The following is a 16,541-nucleotide window of genomic DNA, read 5'->3' as shown; positions in this document are numbered from 1 at the left end:
GGTAAAAATGGCTAATAAAAGAAAACTTGGCAGAAGAACTGACCATAGAAATGCCATGCTAAGAAACCAAGTGACTTCTTTATTCGATAACGGTAGAATTGAAACTACAGTTACAAGAGCTAAAGAAACACAAAAAATGGCTGAAAGAATGATCACTCTTGGCAAAGATGGATCACTTCAAGCAAGAAGACAAGCAGCAGCCTATATTTACAAACCATCAACAGTTCAAAAATTATTCGACGAAATAGCACCAGAATATGAAGAACGTAACGGTGGATATACAAGAGTACTAAAAATGGGACCAAGAAGAGGAGACGGCTCAGAAAGAGCTATCTTAGAGCTTGTTTAATAAATAAGCCTGTCCGGCTAGGAGAGGACCTGTGTAGAGTAATCGCAGGACGAAGTCCGAGAAAAACTGTTTAGTACTAATAGAATAAATTTTAAACGATTAATAAATTTTATATAAAAAACTTCTAGCATCTTTGCGAACGCACAAAGGTGCTTTTTTGTTTGCCATTTTTAGGGTAAAATTTTACATAATACTTAAAAGGAGTAAAAATTGAAATATAAGATAATAATATTTGATATGGATGGACTTATGCTAGATACCGAAAAGTTCTATTATGAGTCTTGGTTTAAATTTAGTAAAGACTATGATTTTGTATATAGTAATGAAAAAAGAAAGTTACTTGCTGGTATGAATGGACCTACAATAAGAAATATTATAGCTAAAGAACTAGGCAGTGAACAAAAAGCAAAAGAATTAAGGGAAAACTTAGAAAATTATAGGAGAGAGTATTTTTTAAATTTTAAAGGAGATTTAAAAAAGGAGGGTCTTATAAACTTATTAGATTATTTAAAAGAAAATGAAATTGATGCTGTTGTTGCTTCATCAAGCTCACGTGAAAAAATATCTTATCTACTAAAAAATCAAAATATAGATCGTTATTTTAAGTTTGTAGTATCAGGGCATGAAGTAGAAAATGGCAAACCAGATCCAGATATCTTTATAGAAGCTTTAAATCAAGCTGGATATAAAAAAGAAGAAGCTCTAATACTAGAAGACTCATACAATGGTTACAAGGCCGCAAAAGCAAGTGGTATGGACTATATTATAATTCATGATTCAAGTTTTGAAAAAGACTTTGATGCAGATTGTGAAGCTTCTAACTTAAATGAAGTAATAAATATAATAGGTGAATAAAAAAAATATTTAATGATTACAAACTTATATTGAAATATTTATTTAATATACTATAATAAGATTAAGAAAAGCTTTTCATTAAAGAGGTGGACATGGATTATTTAATAAAAATAAATCAATCAAAAAGTGAATTTACTCCATCTGACAAAAAAATCGCAAGATATATAATAAATCATCCTAAGGAAATTGTTAATAGCAATACATCAAAGCTAGCAGAAGTTATTGATACATCTCAGTCAGCTATTGTTAGATTTGTAAAAAAAATTGGCTACAGAGGATATGTTGATCTAAAGGTAGATATTGCAAAGTCATTGGAAGCTGATAATGATATTTTGAAAGATGAAGTTATTGCAGAAAGTGATGATATAGATCAGATAATAGAAAAAACAAAAAATAATGTCCTAACAGCTGTTGATAAAACTTATACCTTGTTAGATGTAGGTACTTTAGAAAATGTAGTAAATAAAATTAATAAAAATAATTCTATATATCTGGCAGGTGTAGGTAGCTCTGGACTTGTTTGTGAAGACTTACTATATAAATTTCAAAGAGCTGGTAAGATTGCTTTTTACCAGCAAGATCCTCACACAAATATGGCTCTTTTAACAAATATAAAAAATGAAGATGTTTTAATATGTATTAGTTATTCTGGTACTACCAAGGAAATTTTATTATCAGTAGATTACGCAAAAAAAGTAGGAGCGACAGTTATTAGTATAACAAAATCTGCCAATAATATTCTTGCTAGAGCATCAGACGAGGTCTTATTAATACCCGCTATCGAAAAAGAAATGAGATTTGGAGCAGTATCGTCAAGGTTTTCATCACAAATTATCACAGATATTCTTTATTATGGCTATGTTGCTAATAATATGGACCAAGTTTTAGATAATATGAAAGTTTCAAAAGAACTAACAAATAAGCTAAAGGATAGATAAATGATTGGGTTTTCAACATATTTTGAAGAAAAAATAGACTATAGAAAAATTGTAGAAAATAATAAAGAATTTGATTTTCTTTTTACATCCCTACACTATCCTGCAAGTGACGAAACTTATAAGGATTTTTTAAAACTTTATGACTTATGTTCGGCAAATAATATTAGAATATGCGTTGATATAAATAATAAAACTTTAAAAAATCATCCTAAGCTTGCTGATATGAATCTTATATTAAGGTTAGATTTTGGTTTTTCCTATGAAGAAATCGCAAAACTTTCTAAGAAAACTGACCTAGCTATAAATGCCTCAACAGTTACTCTAAGCTTTTTAAATGAACTGAAAAAATCGCATATAAACTTAGAAAGAATAATAGCAATTCATAACTATTATCCCCTAGAATATAGCGGATTATCAGAAGGATTTTTTGTAAATCAAAATAAAATGTTAAAAGATTTTGGAATGAAAGTTGGAGCCTTTGTTCCAGGCAATGAACAATTGCGTGGACCGGTTTATAAGGGACTTCCAACTTTAGAAGAAGATAGGTATCAAAATCCCTATCAAGTTTTTGTTAAACTACAAAGAAAATATGATTTGGATTTAATTTTATTAGCAGAAGATGTCGAAAAAGACGATAAAGAATTTATTAGCAAATTTGCTAAAAAAAATATTATAACTTTGCCAACCGCTTTTAAAGATGAATATAAAAAAGTAGAAAGCATAAAAGTTAGACCAGATATTAGTGACTATCTTATAAGAAATGAAAGAGAAAAAAAAGAAATTGTACCTACAAATCCTCAAATGATAAAATGCGGAGATATTGTAATTTTAAATGACCTTTCAGGTCGCTATGCTGGGGAAATTGAGATAATAAAAAAAGACCTGGGTGTAAGTAAAGAAAGAAATATAATTGGAAGAATCGATAAAAATTACGAAAATATAATCTTTTATATAAAAGGAGGAGATGAGATTGAGTTCTACAGAGGATAGAAATCCCAATAGCTATGATTTGGATCTAAAATCTACAAGAGAAATTTTGGATATTATTAATGGGGAAGATCAAAAGATAGCTATAAAAGTAAATGAAGCTATGGATCAAATAGAAGTCTTGGTCGATGAAGTTATTAAAACTTTTAATAATGCTGGCAGGTTATTTTATCTAGGAGCTGGTACTAGTGGCAGACTAGGAGTTTTAGATGCATCGGAAACAGTACCAACTTTTTCTGTAGATCCCAAAATGGTAACAGGTCTTATAGCTGGTGGAGATAATGCACTGAGAAATCCTATCGAAAATGCGGAAGATTCTAAAGATGCTGCTAAAATCGACTTGCAAAAAGAAAATCTTACAGAAAATGATTTTGTAATAGGAATTGCCGCTAGTGGTAGGACTCCATATGCCATAGGAGCTATTGAATATGCCAAGGAAATTGGAGCGAAAACTGGATCTATAGCTTGCAATAAAGAGGCAAAAATTTCTTCCTATGCAGATTTTCCAATAGAAATTGAAACAGGAGCAGAAGTCTTAAGTGGCTCTACTCGTATGAAAGCAGGTACAGCTACAAAGCTGGTTTTAAATATGATCACAACTACTGCTATGATAAAAATAGGCAAAGTTTATGACAATCTAATGGTAGATGTGAAACCAACTAACGAAAAGCTAGTAGATAGGGCAACAAAAATTATCAGCGAAATAAGTGGTTGTGATTATGAAAAATCAAATGAATTGCTAAAAGATGCTAATAATAATGTAAAATTAGCTATTATCATGGCTACAAAAGATGTGGACTATGAAAAAGCAAGTGAAATCTTGGAGAAAAATAAAGGGTTTATAAGAGAGGATTTATAAATGGATAATAATAATTTAGCCAAATTATTAATTGATGACTTTGGAGGTAGTGGCAACCTAATAGAAGTTATCAATTGCATGACAAGAGTCAGAGTAAAAGTAAAAGACGATAGCAAAGTGGACTATGAAAAAATCAAAACTCGTGAAGGTGTAATGGGAGTTGTAAGCGGAGATCAAATCCAAGTAGTTCTAGGACCTGGCAAAAGCGAAAAAGTTGCAAAAGCCATGGCAGCAATTTCTAATACAAAATTATCTGAAGAAGCCGCAGCAAGTAAAAATCAAAGTAAAGAAAAAGATAAAGAAAGACTAGAAAGAACCACTAAAGAAAATAAAGAAGCTTATAAGTCAAAACAAAAACAAAGTGGATTTAAGAAATTTACAGCAGCCATAGCTTCTATATTTGTACCACTTATACCAGCCTTTGTTGGTGCAGGACTTATTGGTGGTATAGCGTCAGTTTTATCTAATATGCTAACTGCTGGTTCAATTAGTGGGGACAATGTTACAAACTTAATTCAAGTGTTAAATGTAATGAAAAGCGGTTTATATGCTTATTTAAATATATTTATAGGTATAAATGCTGCAAAAGTTTTTGGGGCAAATGAAGGTCTTGGAGGTGTAGTAGGTGGTATGGTTTATCTAGCAGGTATGAATCCAGATATGCCAATTAACAATTTATTCTTAGGAACACCACTATCAGCTGGTCAAGGTGGAGTAATTGGTGTTTTAATTTCAGTTTATTTACTTAGCAAAATTGAGAATGCCCTACACAAAGCTATTCCAGACTCACTTGATATTATTTTAGTACCAATGTTATCTCTACTAGCAGTAGGTCTTTTGACAATGTTTATAATAATGCCATTTGCAGGACTTATTTCAAATGGTCTTATAGGATTTATAGATGGAGTAATTAATATTGGTGGAGCTATTTCAGGATTTATTCTAGGAGCTTTGTTCCTACCAATGGTAATGCTTGGACTTCACCAAATACTAACACCAATCCACGTTGCAATGATTGAACAACAAGGAGCAACTTATCTTTTACCAATTCTTGCAATGGCAGGAGCAGGACAAGTAGGAGCCGCCCTAGCAATCCTTGTAAAATGTAGAAAAAACAAACAAATTACAACCATTGCCAAAGGTGGACTACCTGTAGGATTTTTAGGAATTGGTGAACCACTTATTTATGCTCTAACCCTACCAATGGGCAAAGCATTTATTACAGCTTGCATAGGCGGTGGAATCGGTGGAGCAGTAATTGGAGCAATTGGTGGCATAGGCTCAACAGCAATTGGACCATCAGGTCTTGCTCTTATACCATTAATTTACAATAATAAAGGGTTAGGATATCTCTTAGGGTTGATATCAGGATATATTGGAGGATTTGTTTTCACATATTTCTTCGGAATAGATGAAAAATATATAAATGGCGCAGCTCTAGATGGTTCTAGTAAATTTGAATTTAAATAAGAATAATATTTAAAAATAGTTTAATATAAAGATAGCTCTATTATAAGCTATCTTTTTTTAAAAAATATTAAAAAATGTTTAAATTTAAAAGTTTTGGGAACAAAAAATATTTTTGTGTTTCTTGATTTACAAAATATTGCAAATAAACGTTAAAATTTCAAGCTTTGTGACAAGTAAAATTATTTGATAATTAAATAATAAAATGATATAGTTATTAATAAGTAAGTTTAGATTTTCAAAAAAAGGGACGGATTATATGGAAAAAGCACTTGTAGATAAATTAAACGAATCAAATTTTGCAGTGTTCAATTCAATGGATGATTGGGTGCGTATTGTTGATCCTGATGGTCAAGTAATTTTTATTAACCAATCTTTAAAAGATGCCAGAGAAAAGTCCGAAGATTTAGAAATATACCTACATGAAAATCTACCCTTAAATTTATCTTCTGAAAATGAAGCCATTAGAGATACAACAGTTGTCGAAGAAAAATTAATTTCTAATAGATATTATAGCATCAAAGCATCACCTATTTTTATAGATGATAGCTATACTGGTATAGTTGAAGTTTTTCGAGATATTACCCGAGAAACTATGATGAAAATTGAACTTTTTGATGCAAATAGATCTATGCTAGACGATATTAGATTTGTTAGGAAAGTCCAATCATCTATCATACCCAAAGATCGTATTTACGGTAACTTATATTTGAATGGTATATATATTCCAAGTGAGAATGTCTCTGGTGACCTATATGATATAGTTAAGATTGATGATAATAAATATGCTTTCTACATTGCAGATGTTATGGGGCATGGAGTAAAAGCATCTATAATGACTATGTTTATTAAAGTTTCAATATTTTCTATTTTCGATAAACATCCGGATTTTACACCATCAGACGCTCTTTTAAAACTACGCAAAAGATTCTTTGAACTTGAAATGGATTCATCTCAATATTTTACAGCATGGCTAGGTATATTTGATTTTAGGGATAATAGTTTAGTTTATTCTAATGCTGGTCATAATTGCCCACCTATGATGTATAAAAAAAATAGTGGACAAAGTGAGTTTTTGCATGCAAATGGTAGAATGATTTCAAATATAATTGAGCCGGATGTCTACAGTGAGAGAAAAACTATCCTTAGCGATGGTGATAAAATTTTATTTTTCACTGATGGTGCGATAGAAGCGAGTAATGAAGATAAAAAAGAATTTGGTTTAGAAAAATTACAAGCAACTTTCTGTAAATACAAGGATTTAAATAAGATTTATAAAGAAATCGATAATTTTACCTGGGGAGAGCAAGAAGACGATATAACCCTAGCAATGATTTCATATAAGGAGAATTAAATGCAATTAAATAGACTTATTGACCATACAAATTTAAAAGCTGATGCAACAACAGCACAAATAAAAAAATTGGTGGATGAAGCAATAGCAAATGATTTCTTTAGTGTATGTGTAAATTCTTCATTTGTAAAGTTTATAAAAGAATATAATGATCAAGTAAGAATTGCTACAGTTGTAGGATTTCCCTTAGGTGCCATGGCAACTCGTGCAAAAGCTTATGAAGCAAAATGTGCCATCGAGGATGGTGCAAGCGAAATTGATATGGTATTAGAAATTGGTCGATTAAAAGAAGGCAACTATGAGTACGTACTAGAAGATATAAAAGCAGTTAAAGAGGCTTGTGGTGACAAAGTTTTAAAAGTAATCATAGAAACCTGCCTTCTCAATGAAGAAGAAATTGTAAAAGCTTGTGATCTTTCAGTAAAAGCTGGTGCAGATTTTGTAAAAACTTCTACAGGATTTTCAACAGGAGGAGCAAATGCAAGCGATATAGCTCTTATGAGAAAAACAGTAGGACCAGATGTTGGAGTAAAAGCAAGTGGTGGCATTCATTCTAAGAAAGAAGCTTTAGAAATGGTAGAAAATGGTGCAAGTAGAATTGGTGCAAGCCAATCAATAGATATTTGCAAATAGGAAAAAATATGGCAAACGAAGTAATGATGCAAGCCTTCGAATGGGATACCCCATCTGATGGCAGTTTTTATAGAAATCTAGTTAAAAATGCAAAAAAATTAAAAGAAAATGGAATAGATGCACTTTGGCTACCACCAATGACCAAGGGTGGGTCAGATATGGATGTTGGCTATGGAGCATATGACCTTTGGGATTTGGGAGAATTTGACCAAAAAGGAACAGTAAGAACCAAATATGGCACAAAAGAAGAATTGCATGAGGCAATTGATGCCCTTCATGATGCAGGCATAAAATGCTATGCGGATGTAGTTTTAAATCACAAGGGTAGTGGAGATGAAAAAGAAAAATTCCAAGCCATAATGGTTGATCAAAACAATCGTAATCAAGACGTTTCAGAAGCACATGATATACAAGCATGGACACATTTTACATTTCCAGGTAGAAAAGGAAAATATTCTGAAATGCAATGGCACTGGTATCATTTTACAGGTGTAGACCATGATGATCTAACAGATACATCTGCAATTTATCGAATAGTTGGAGAAGGTAAATATTGGGATAAAGATGTTTCTAATGAAAAAGGAAATTTTGATTATTTGATGAATAACGACATTGATCACAAGCACCCAGAAGTACGTGAAGAGTTATTTAAATGGGCTGATTGGTTTATAGGTGAAACCAAAGTCGACGGATTTCGTTATGATGCTTTAAAACATATATCAGAAAGCTTTATCAATGATCTTTCCAGTCATATAATAGACGAAAAAGGCATAGATAATTTTTATTTATTTGGAGAGTTTTGGCAATATTCTAAAGAAACTATCGAAGAGTATCTAAAAACTACAGACTATCAAGTAGATCTATTTGATGTCCCATTGCATTTTCATATGGAAGAAGCAAGCAAATCCATGGGCAATTATGATATGAGAAAAATATTTGATAATACAATCGTAAAAGATTTCCCAGAACAAGCGGTAACATTTGTAGATAATCATGATAGCCAACCAGGTCAAGGATTAGAATCTTGGGTAGAAGATTGGTTTAAAGAAATAGCCTATGCTTTGATATTATTTAGAAAAGATGGGTATCCATGTGCCTTTGCCGGAGATTATTACGGTTTATGTGGACCAGTAAAAAAAGATCCTCTAGAAGAAATGATAAATAATATGATAAGAGTTCGTAAAAATTATAATTATGGCGAGCAAGATGATTATTTTGATGATCCAGCAGTTATAGGTTGGGTAAGACGTGGAGATGATGAACACAAGCCGCTTGCCGTTTTAATTTCTATAAGAGATATGGCAGAAAAACAAATGCATGTGGGAGAATCTGAAGCAGGAGCAAGCTATGTAGATCTTTCTGGAAAAAATGAAGATGTAATAATTGATGAACAAGGAAACGGAGTATTCACAGTTGGCCCAGGACAAGTGACATATTGGGCAAACAAAGAAACGCTATGAAATATTACGCAGTAAAAAAAGGCAGAAATCCTGGGATATATACATCCTGGGATTCTTGTTTAAAAGAGGTAAAAGGTTATAGTGGAGCAATTTATAAATCTTTTAAAACCCTAGATGAAGCAAACAAATTTATGGAAGGTCAAAAAGAAGAAATAAATATAGGAAAAAATGCAGTAATTGCCTATGTAGATGGTTCATATAATCAAAAAACAAAAACATATGGGGCAGGAGTGGTATATATAACAGCTGCGAATGAAATAGAGCTAATGAAAACTTTTGATGATGCCTACTATAGCCATAGGAATGTCGCAGGTGAAGTAAAAGCAAGTGAACTTGCCATAGAAAAAGCTATAGAAGATAAAAAAAATCAAATAATAATATATCACGACTACCAAGGCATTTCATCTTGGGCAACAGGTGAATGGAAAGCTAATAATGATTTGACAAAATCTTATAAAAAATTTATTGAAGAAGCTAGAAAAAATATAAAAATAGATTTTGTAAAAGTGAAAGGTCATTCCAATGATAAATATAATGATAGAGCAGATGCTTTGGCCAAAACTGCTTGTGGGATTTATATAAAATAATAATTTAGAAATAATATCTAGCCAGTTAAATGGAGGGATTAGAAGAACCCCTCCATTTATTATTTTTATTTAAAATAAAATAAAAATATATATACTAGTTTAAAAACTTATAAAATTTTATAAATAAATGTGATTTTTACAATATATTAATGATATTGATTTTATTAGCTATAATAGTTATAATTTTATAGTTTTATTGAAAGAATTTTGTATACTTATATATTAACTACATGAGCATAAATAATAAATGTGCTGATACTCCAGCGACTATTCCACCTATTGTATGAGAAAGAATCGCAGAACCTGTTAATTCTTTTGTTCCAATTGCATCCATCATAGCAACGTGTGTTGATAGATAACCTGACCAACACATACAAATAGCTGTAAATACTGCTAGATCATTTGTAGTTGCTAGATTATTTTCAACTAAATTTTTAACAAGTCCCATAGCTGCACCAGCAGATCCTAAAGCTGTTATTGGAACAGATATTGATTCTGAATAATTAAAGCCAAATAATGGATTTAATATAAAGGATAATTTATTTCCAATCCATGGGAAAACAGCAACACCCTCATTGGCAGCACCTGTATATACACCATCAGCCCCTACAGAGTTTGTTAAAAGCATTATGAATGTACAGATTCCTATAACTCCAGGAATTATAGAAATACCCATTTCGACTCCAACCTTTCCTCCATCAAGTAATGCTTCAATAAATCTTGAACCAACAGAACCATTTCTGATTAATCTAGAATCAGATGGAACATCCTTTAAGGACTGAACTTCTATCATTTCTTCAGTACCATAAGCTTTTTTTGTAAAATGTTGCATAAGTCTAACACTTACAATTGAACCTATTATAGCTCCAAGATTACCAATAATTGCTGCTTTTCCAGCTCCATTAATAGGTAGAGAACTAAGAGTTGTTGTAACTATAAGTCCCATACCAAATGAAGTTCCAAGATTTGTCAAAGATGGCAATTGATATTTTTTAAATAAAGATTTAAAATTATCTTCGTGAGCTAGAGTTAGTATAGATGGATTATCTGATAAGTAGCAATTAATAATACCAAGAGATGCTGCTCCAGGTAGGTTATAGATAGGCTTCATAATCTTTGATAATATTTTATCAATTAAAGTTATAAAACCAAATTCTGAGAAAATTGCTGACAAAGCACCTGTAATAACTGAAATCGCCATTATGTATAAGCAAGTATTGATTAGTAAATCGTATGCTTCGTTCATCATAGTGGATAACATATTAGAAACGCCCATCACTTTTCCAATTGGAATAAAGAATCCAAAGAAAATTATAACAAAGATCCAGTTCTCTGTGCCAATTGATTTCACATATTTTCTTTTCATATTATTCTCCTTATTTATTTATAAGTTGAATAAACTACTATATATTATAAATTATAAATCCATTTGATAAAAAAAGTCAAATTTTATTTGCATATTTTGTTTAAAATAGTATAATAAATTAACAAAAATTAGAGTGGGAAATGAAGTTCTTCCATAGAGAAATCTAGAACCGCTATTAGCTAATGACTTCTGCATATGCAGGATCATTGGCTTTTTTTATTTTTAAGGAGATTATATGTTAACTGATATAGCTGTTATATTTTTATTAGGAATAGTATTTGCAAAAGTTTTTGAAAAAATGGGACTTGCGCCCATTATTGGTATGCTTATGGCAGGCATTATAATCAGTCCCCATCAATTAAATATAGTTAGTGATACTATTATAAATTTATCTGCTGATTTAAGGCAAATTGCTCTTGTAGTTATTTTGACTCGTGCAGGACTTTCTTTAAATTTTGATAAATTAAAAAAAGTTGGACGACCTGCTATTTTGCTTAGCTTTGTGCCAGCTAGTATAGAAATGCTTGCTATAATATTTTTTTCTCAGAAATTTTTTAATATAGATACCATTGATGCAGGCATTATGGCGGCAGTTCTTTCTGCTGTTAGCCCAGCTATTGTAGTGCCTCGTATGATAAAATTAATTAATGAAGGCTATGGAGGAGATAAAAATATTCCAGAAATGATTTTGGCTGGAGCAAGTGTAGATGATGTTTTTGTAATAGTGTTTTTTTCATCGTTTTTAGCATTAAAAACTGGAGGCAAACTTTCTGCTATGAGTTTTTTAAATATTCCTATATCAATAATTACTGGTATTTTTTTGGGGATAATAATAGGGAAAATTTTTGTTTTTATATTTGAAAAAATAAATATAAATGAGATCTATAAAACTATGATTTTTGTAAGTCTTTCATTTTTAATGCTAAAATTACAAAGTTTAATAGAACCATATATTGCTATGTCTGCTTTGATAGCTATTATGGCAGCTGGAATTGTAATCAATAGAATAGATTCTAAGATGGCTAAGGAATTATTAGGAACTTATAATAGATTGTGGAAGATTTTTGAATTATTTTTATTTGTTTTAGTTGGTATTTCTGTGGACTTGGCTTATATAAAAGAAGCTGGATTGTTAGCTGTTTTATTAATAATTATAGGTCTGATATTTAGAATGATTGGGGTAAATATTTCGCTCATTGGCACAAATCTAGACAAAAATGAAAGAGTCTTTACTTCTTTTGCATATTTACCAAAGGCAACTGTTCAAGCGGCAATTGGACCTGTTGCCTTATCAATGGGACTTAATTCTGGAAATTTAATTTTATCAGTATCGGTAATTGCGATTTTACTTACAGCTCCTCTGGGTGCTATTTTAACCGATAAAACTTATAAAAAATTATTAAAAAAGAGTTAGTTGAAAACTAACTCTTAATTATTTTCACTTTCTACTCTCTTAACTTCTTCTTTTAATTTTTCATAATAATTTTTAGCCACTTCAAATTCAAACAGGCTAGAATCATCGAAGTATGCTTGCATTTCATCAATTAGTTCTGCAAGTTTTTTATCTTCACCATATTGGTTTTTTAAGAAAGAGGCTCTTTCAACTAAACTATTTATTTTATGAATAAGACCCATCATTTTTCCTTCACGGTCATTTTCTATTAAAAGCTCCCTTAAAGTCCATTTTACATTGTTTTCTGTTTCACCAGCCTTATGTTGAATAGCGAGTCCATTTTCTCTCATTTGATCTAAAAACTCGAACAATTGATCACGATCGAAATTTACAAACAATATGAATGGAAAATCTAAGTCTGGATCCATCTCTAATTGTGTATCTCTTTTTTTAAAACCATCATATCCTAGAAGATATCCTATATATTGATCGCTATCTTCTTTTTCTGCACGTATGATTTGAACTTTATTTTTTATTGCTAATAATTCAAACTTTTCTATATCATAATTTTCATTTACATTATATAATAAAACTTTTGCCATAATACCTCGCTTTTTTATAATAACTATACTTATAATTTAATTGATAAACAAACAAGAATTTTGGGTATAAGTATCAATAAATAAAAGTGTACTATGGAGGAGATATGGCAATAAAAACAACTAATCTATACGCTAGACAAGATTATAAATTAAAATTAAAAGAAATAGAAAGCTTATTAAGAGAAGCGAAAGATGTAGAAAGCTTATTACAAAGAGCGGAAAAGAAAATAGATAGCAAATACGAATATTCAACTCACCAAGCATTAAGAGGAAACTTTCTAGGTAACTTTTTGAGAGGAAATAAGGTAAGTGCAGTAAATAGTAATGTAGATCGTGCCCAACGAGCTATTCTAGATTTTCATGCAAATTTATTATTATTTGATGAAAAATTAGCAAATAAAGTTTCATTGCCTAGCAAGATGAGTGAGTTTTCTTCAGCAAATGGAAAGCCTTCTGATATTGCTATTAGAACAAATATGCGTTTAAAAGAATTTGATATAACAAAATCAAAACGTAATATTCAAAGTATAATTAGAAGATTAGAAAGCGAAAAGAAAAAAGTAACTTATGAAATTTTAAAAGAAAGAGAACTTGACCAATATATAGAAAATGATAATAAAGGTGATTTGAAAGATTCTAAGAAAGATAAGAAAAATAAATAAAAATTAGACCTCCATTCATTTATTTTGTTTTATGGAGGTCTAATTTTTATCTAAAGATTTTAACAAACATCTTTGTTTCTAAAAAGTAAATAAGTTCCTGTAATGGATATTATAAGGAATATTATAGCGATTATTATACTATGTAAGTACATTATTCCACTGCTATTTATAGAAAGTAAGACAATACGACCAGTTACTATATAATTCATTATCGAAAAACTATCCGAATTACTAATTGATGAGTGAATTATGGTATCAACAATTTCAAGAATACCTGAAGCATCAAGAATTCCTATTAAAAGACTAGCTGCAGAATTTTTAATCAGATACACTAAAAGCATTATTAGACTGCTATAAGATAAATACAGTAAGTATTCTACTAGTACATATTTTAAAAAATAGTTTAGATTAGTAAATACTATATATCCTTCTAGTAAATAAAATGTTAACATCATAAATAAAAAGTTGCTAATAAATAAAAATAGAGTAAATACAGCTATAACTATAAATTTTCCAAGTATAAGATCTATCTTTTTAGGGAAAGCTGCTATTATATTTTTAAGAAATTTAGATCTTATTTCTTCGCCTATAAATAAGACTACAAATATTGTTTGAAACATTAATAAAATTTTACTTTGAATATTTTTCATAAATAATTCAGTTATAGGTATACTTTTAAGCTCAACCCAGTTAGGCATGACGCTACCTGCGTATATACCCCAGTTGACTTGTTCGTAGGTGGTCTTTAAATTATTAAAAGCATCTTGATTTTGTAGGTAGTAGTGATAATCTGAGCTTGTCATAAATACTGATCCTACCATCATTAATATGCTTAAAATAATTATTATATAAGGGTATTTGTTTTTCTTTAGCCTATATATTTCTAAGTTAATTGCTCTTTTCATTTTGGATCACCTCCATGTAATAGTCTTCAAAGCTCATTTCTGTTAGATAAATTGAATAGACATCAATACTATTATTCACTAGTAAGGAATTTATTAGATGAGTTTTATTAAAGTAATCTATCAAAATTAATTTGTTGTTGCTAATAATCTCATTTTGATAGGCATTTTTTCTTAATATATAAGAAGCTTTTTTTACATCATTGCAAGTTATCTCTATTTTTGATTGACATCTATCATGCAAATCTTTTGAACTAAACTCTGCTATTAATTTTCCGTGAGAGATTATTCCAAAATCAGTTGCAAGTCTAGCAAGCTCATCTAAAATATGGCTAGAAATGATAATGGTAGTACCATATTTTTTATTTATATCTTGAAGGGTTTTTCTTATATCAATAATACCTTGAGGATCGAGTCCGTTGATTGGTTCATCTAAGATTAATAATTTTGGTGAATTGACCATAGCCATAGCTATTGCAAGTCTTTGCTTCATACCTAGAGAAAAACTTTTGACATTTTTATTATTCTGATCATATAAACCTACAGTTTGTAAAATGGATAAAATTTTATTTTCATCTTTAATCCCATAAGCTAAGGACTTTAACTTTAAATTTTCATAAGCATTTAAATTATCATATAAACAAGGAGCTTCAATTAAATTGCCTACTTCCATAAACTTCGATGAATGACGAGTGACATCCTTTCCTAATAATTTGATTTCTCCCTTTGTTTTATTAGATAAGCCTGATATCATCTTCATAAGAGAGGATTTACCAGCTCCATTTTCGCCTACTAAACCATAGATGGATCTTTTTCTTATTTTTAGACTTAAATTATCCACTGCAATAAATTTACCATATCTTTTTTCTAGATCATAAGTTTCTAAAACCATATCGTTCATTAATATACCACCTTACTTTTTTTGATATTATCATATCATTTTATAAATATAGTATAACATAGTTTTATATAATGTAAATATGTAATTAAATAATTTGATAAAATCAAATAATAAATGAATATAAAAATAACGCTGATTATTTTGATCAGCGTTTAAGTAAATTTTTCTAAATTGTTAGCTAAAAGTTTTTCTATAGCATAACCGACACCGGATTTTAGATTACTTTTGGTAATAAAATCAGCGTGTGGCTTTAATTCAGGTACTGCATTTGCCATAGCCACTGCAAAACCTGCCTGCTCTAGCATAGGAATATCATTTTTTTCGTTTCCTATACTCATAATTTCATCTGAGTTTATACCTAAATCTTTGGCTATAGCTTTTATTGCGTATCCTTTATTAGTATTTTTGTTCATAACTTCAATTAAAAATGGTGCTGTTTTTACGGCATAATAGTTATCTGTAAGCTCTTGTGGCATATTATTATAAAGCTTAGTCATTTCTGATTTTTTGCCCATAATTAATATTCTGCCAAAAGTTTTATCCTCATTAAAATCATCGTAATTTATAATTTGCAGGGGAAGTTTTGAAATTTTGGCGTCAATCTTTGTGTAAATATTTGTCTTAATATGCCTACTATAAAAGCTTTCATGGTCCATAGCAGATATTTGGACGTTATAAGATTTTAATAAATCGTCTATGATTTTTAAATCAATAGGTTTTTGGTAGGTTCCGGAAATAGGTTGGTGGGTGTAGTTATCAAAAATATATGATCCATTTTGGCAAACGGTAAAATTGCCCTCCTGATTTAAATTTAGTTTATTAACTAGTTCTTTCATACCTGAGTACGGTCTACCAGATGCCAAGGCTATGTGAACACCATGATCTCTAGCCTTATCTATAGCTTTAATATTTGCCTTTGTTAGTCTTTTTAGTGGAGTAACCAAGGTGCCATCCACATCAATGGTAATTAATTTTATCATAAAATTATTATATTATATTATTTGGTTTAGTAAATATTAAATGATTATTAGTTAAAAGTTAAACTACTATTCTATACAAAAAAAATAAGTTAAATGAATACCATTTCCCGAAATGATGTCAGAGTAAAGATGGCTAAATAATCGCCTGTTAAAAGTTATTTTTATTTTTTTAGAATAAATGTTTGACAACGATTTGCAAACGATTTATAATGTACATAGAGATACAAAAGAAATATAGTTATACAA

The 16,541-nt window shown here is 30.1% G+C and carries 17 protein-coding genes and 1 riboswitch; of the genes, 12 read left to right on the top strand and 5 right to left on the bottom strand.

The window, feature by feature from the left end:
- Nucleotides 1-7 precede the first annotated feature (7 nt).
- The 10 genes from rplQ (at nucleotide 8) to DY249_RS06715 (ending at nucleotide 9,489) form a co-directional block, all read left to right on the top strand.
- Nucleotides 8-349 carry a 50S ribosomal protein L17 gene (gene rplQ / locus DY249_RS06755; protein WP_101539524.1) on the top strand — a complete coding sequence of 114 codons (342 nt, stop codon included), beginning with the start codon at nucleotides 8-10 and terminating at the stop codon, nucleotides 347-349.
- Between the two features lie 210 nt (nucleotides 350-559).
- Nucleotides 560-1,204 carry an HAD family hydrolase gene (locus DY249_RS06750; protein ID WP_101539523.1) on the top strand — a complete coding sequence of 215 codons (645 nt, stop codon included), beginning with the start codon at nucleotides 560-562 and terminating at the stop codon, nucleotides 1,202-1,204.
- 92 nt (nucleotides 1,205-1,296) lie between these two features.
- Nucleotides 1,297-2,142 (top strand): MurR/RpiR family transcriptional regulator, encoded by an 846-nt coding sequence (locus DY249_RS06745; RefSeq protein WP_115595623.1) that lies wholly within the window; start codon nucleotides 1,297-1,299, stop codon nucleotides 2,140-2,142.
- Nucleotides 2,143-3,132: a MupG family TIM beta-alpha barrel fold protein gene (locus tag DY249_RS06740; RefSeq protein WP_115595622.1), complete on the top strand. Its 990-nt coding sequence runs from the start codon at nucleotides 2,143-2,145 to the stop codon at nucleotides 3,130-3,132. It abuts the gene before it with no gap.
- Nucleotides 3,107-3,988 carry an N-acetylmuramic acid 6-phosphate etherase gene (gene murQ / locus DY249_RS06735; RefSeq protein ID WP_172540074.1) on the top strand — a complete coding sequence of 294 codons (882 nt, stop codon included), beginning with the start codon at nucleotides 3,107-3,109 and terminating at the stop codon, nucleotides 3,986-3,988. The genes DY249_RS06740 and murQ overlap by 26 nt, the downstream gene beginning before the upstream one ends.
- Nucleotides 3,989-5,458: a PTS transporter subunit EIIC gene (locus tag DY249_RS06730; protein ID WP_115595621.1), complete on the top strand. Its 1,470-nt coding sequence runs from the start codon at nucleotides 3,989-3,991 to the stop codon at nucleotides 5,456-5,458.
- 256 nt (nucleotides 5,459-5,714) lie between these two features.
- The gene (locus DY249_RS09185) at nucleotides 5,715-6,809 is read left to right on the top strand and encodes a PP2C family protein-serine/threonine phosphatase (RefSeq protein ID WP_172540073.1); all 1,095 of its coding nucleotides are present in this window, start codon (nucleotides 5,715-5,717) and stop codon (nucleotides 6,807-6,809) included.
- A complete protein-coding gene (deoC, locus tag DY249_RS09180) occupies nucleotides 6,810-7,442 on the top strand; it encodes a deoxyribose-phosphate aldolase (RefSeq protein WP_172540072.1) in 633 nt (210 codons plus the stop codon).
- A gap of 8 nt (nucleotides 7,443-7,450) precedes the next feature.
- Nucleotides 7,451-8,902 carry an alpha-amylase gene (locus DY249_RS06720; protein WP_115595620.1) on the top strand — a complete coding sequence of 484 codons (1,452 nt, stop codon included), beginning with the start codon at nucleotides 7,451-7,453 and terminating at the stop codon, nucleotides 8,900-8,902.
- Nucleotides 8,899-9,489 carry a ribonuclease H1 domain-containing protein gene (locus DY249_RS06715; RefSeq protein ID WP_115595619.1) on the top strand — a complete coding sequence of 197 codons (591 nt, stop codon included), beginning with the start codon at nucleotides 8,899-8,901 and terminating at the stop codon, nucleotides 9,487-9,489. Before DY249_RS06720 ends, DY249_RS06715 begins: the two co-directional genes overlap by 4 nt.
- A gap of 226 nt (nucleotides 9,490-9,715) precedes the next feature.
- Here DY249_RS06715 and DY249_RS06710 read toward each other — a convergent pair whose 3' ends face one another.
- A complete protein-coding gene (locus tag DY249_RS06710; protein WP_101539517.1) occupies nucleotides 9,716-10,855 on the bottom strand; it encodes a CD0519/CD1768 family membrane protein in 1,140 nt (379 codons plus the stop codon).
- A gap of 127 nt (nucleotides 10,856-10,982) precedes the next feature.
- Nucleotides 10,983-11,054: riboswitch (Fluoride riboswitch) on the top strand.
- 36 nt (nucleotides 11,055-11,090) lie between these two features.
- Here DY249_RS06710 and DY249_RS06705 point away from each other — a divergent pair.
- Complete coding sequence (locus DY249_RS06705) at nucleotides 11,091-12,269, top strand: cation:proton antiporter (RefSeq protein ID WP_115595618.1); 1,179 nt, start codon at nucleotides 11,091-11,093, stop codon at nucleotides 12,267-12,269.
- 14 nt (nucleotides 12,270-12,283) lie between these two features.
- On the opposite strand, the gene DY249_RS06700 is transcribed toward DY249_RS06705, so the two are convergent.
- Nucleotides 12,284-12,850 (bottom strand): DUF3783 domain-containing protein, encoded by a 567-nt coding sequence (locus tag DY249_RS06700; RefSeq protein ID WP_101539515.1) that lies wholly within the window; start codon nucleotides 12,848-12,850, stop codon nucleotides 12,284-12,286.
- A gap of 104 nt (nucleotides 12,851-12,954) precedes the next feature.
- On the opposite strand from DY249_RS06700, the gene DY249_RS06695 reads away from it, so the two are divergent.
- Nucleotides 12,955-13,512, top strand: a complete 558-nt coding sequence (locus DY249_RS06695; protein WP_174919110.1) for a hypothetical protein — start codon at nucleotides 12,955-12,957, stop codon at nucleotides 13,510-13,512.
- Between the two features lie 59 nt (nucleotides 13,513-13,571).
- On the opposite strand, the gene DY249_RS06690 is transcribed toward DY249_RS06695, so the two are convergent.
- The 3 genes from DY249_RS06690 to DY249_RS06680 all read right to left on the bottom strand — a co-directional run bounded on the left by DY249_RS06690 (nucleotide 13,572) and on the right by DY249_RS06680 (nucleotide 16,295).
- Nucleotides 13,572-14,417: an ABC transporter permease gene (locus tag DY249_RS06690; protein ID WP_115595617.1), complete on the bottom strand. Its 846-nt coding sequence runs from the start codon at nucleotides 14,415-14,417 to the stop codon at nucleotides 13,572-13,574.
- Nucleotides 14,401-15,315 (bottom strand): ABC transporter ATP-binding protein, encoded by a 915-nt coding sequence (locus DY249_RS06685; protein WP_115595616.1) that lies wholly within the window; start codon nucleotides 15,313-15,315, stop codon nucleotides 14,401-14,403. The genes DY249_RS06690 and DY249_RS06685 overlap by 17 nt, the downstream gene beginning before the upstream one ends.
- Before the next feature lie 152 nt (nucleotides 15,316-15,467).
- Complete coding sequence (locus DY249_RS06680) at nucleotides 15,468-16,295, bottom strand: Cof-type HAD-IIB family hydrolase (RefSeq protein WP_115595615.1); 828 nt, start codon at nucleotides 16,293-16,295, stop codon at nucleotides 15,468-15,470.
- Nucleotides 16,296-16,541: the final 246 nt, after the last annotated feature.

It is taken from the genome of Anaerococcus octavius (genome assembly GCF_900445265.1).
In the GTDB taxonomy this organism is placed as follows: Bacteria; Bacillota; Clostridia; order Tissierellales; family Peptoniphilaceae; genus Anaerococcus; species Anaerococcus octavius.
This window is presented reverse-complemented; position numbering and strand designations above follow the sequence as displayed.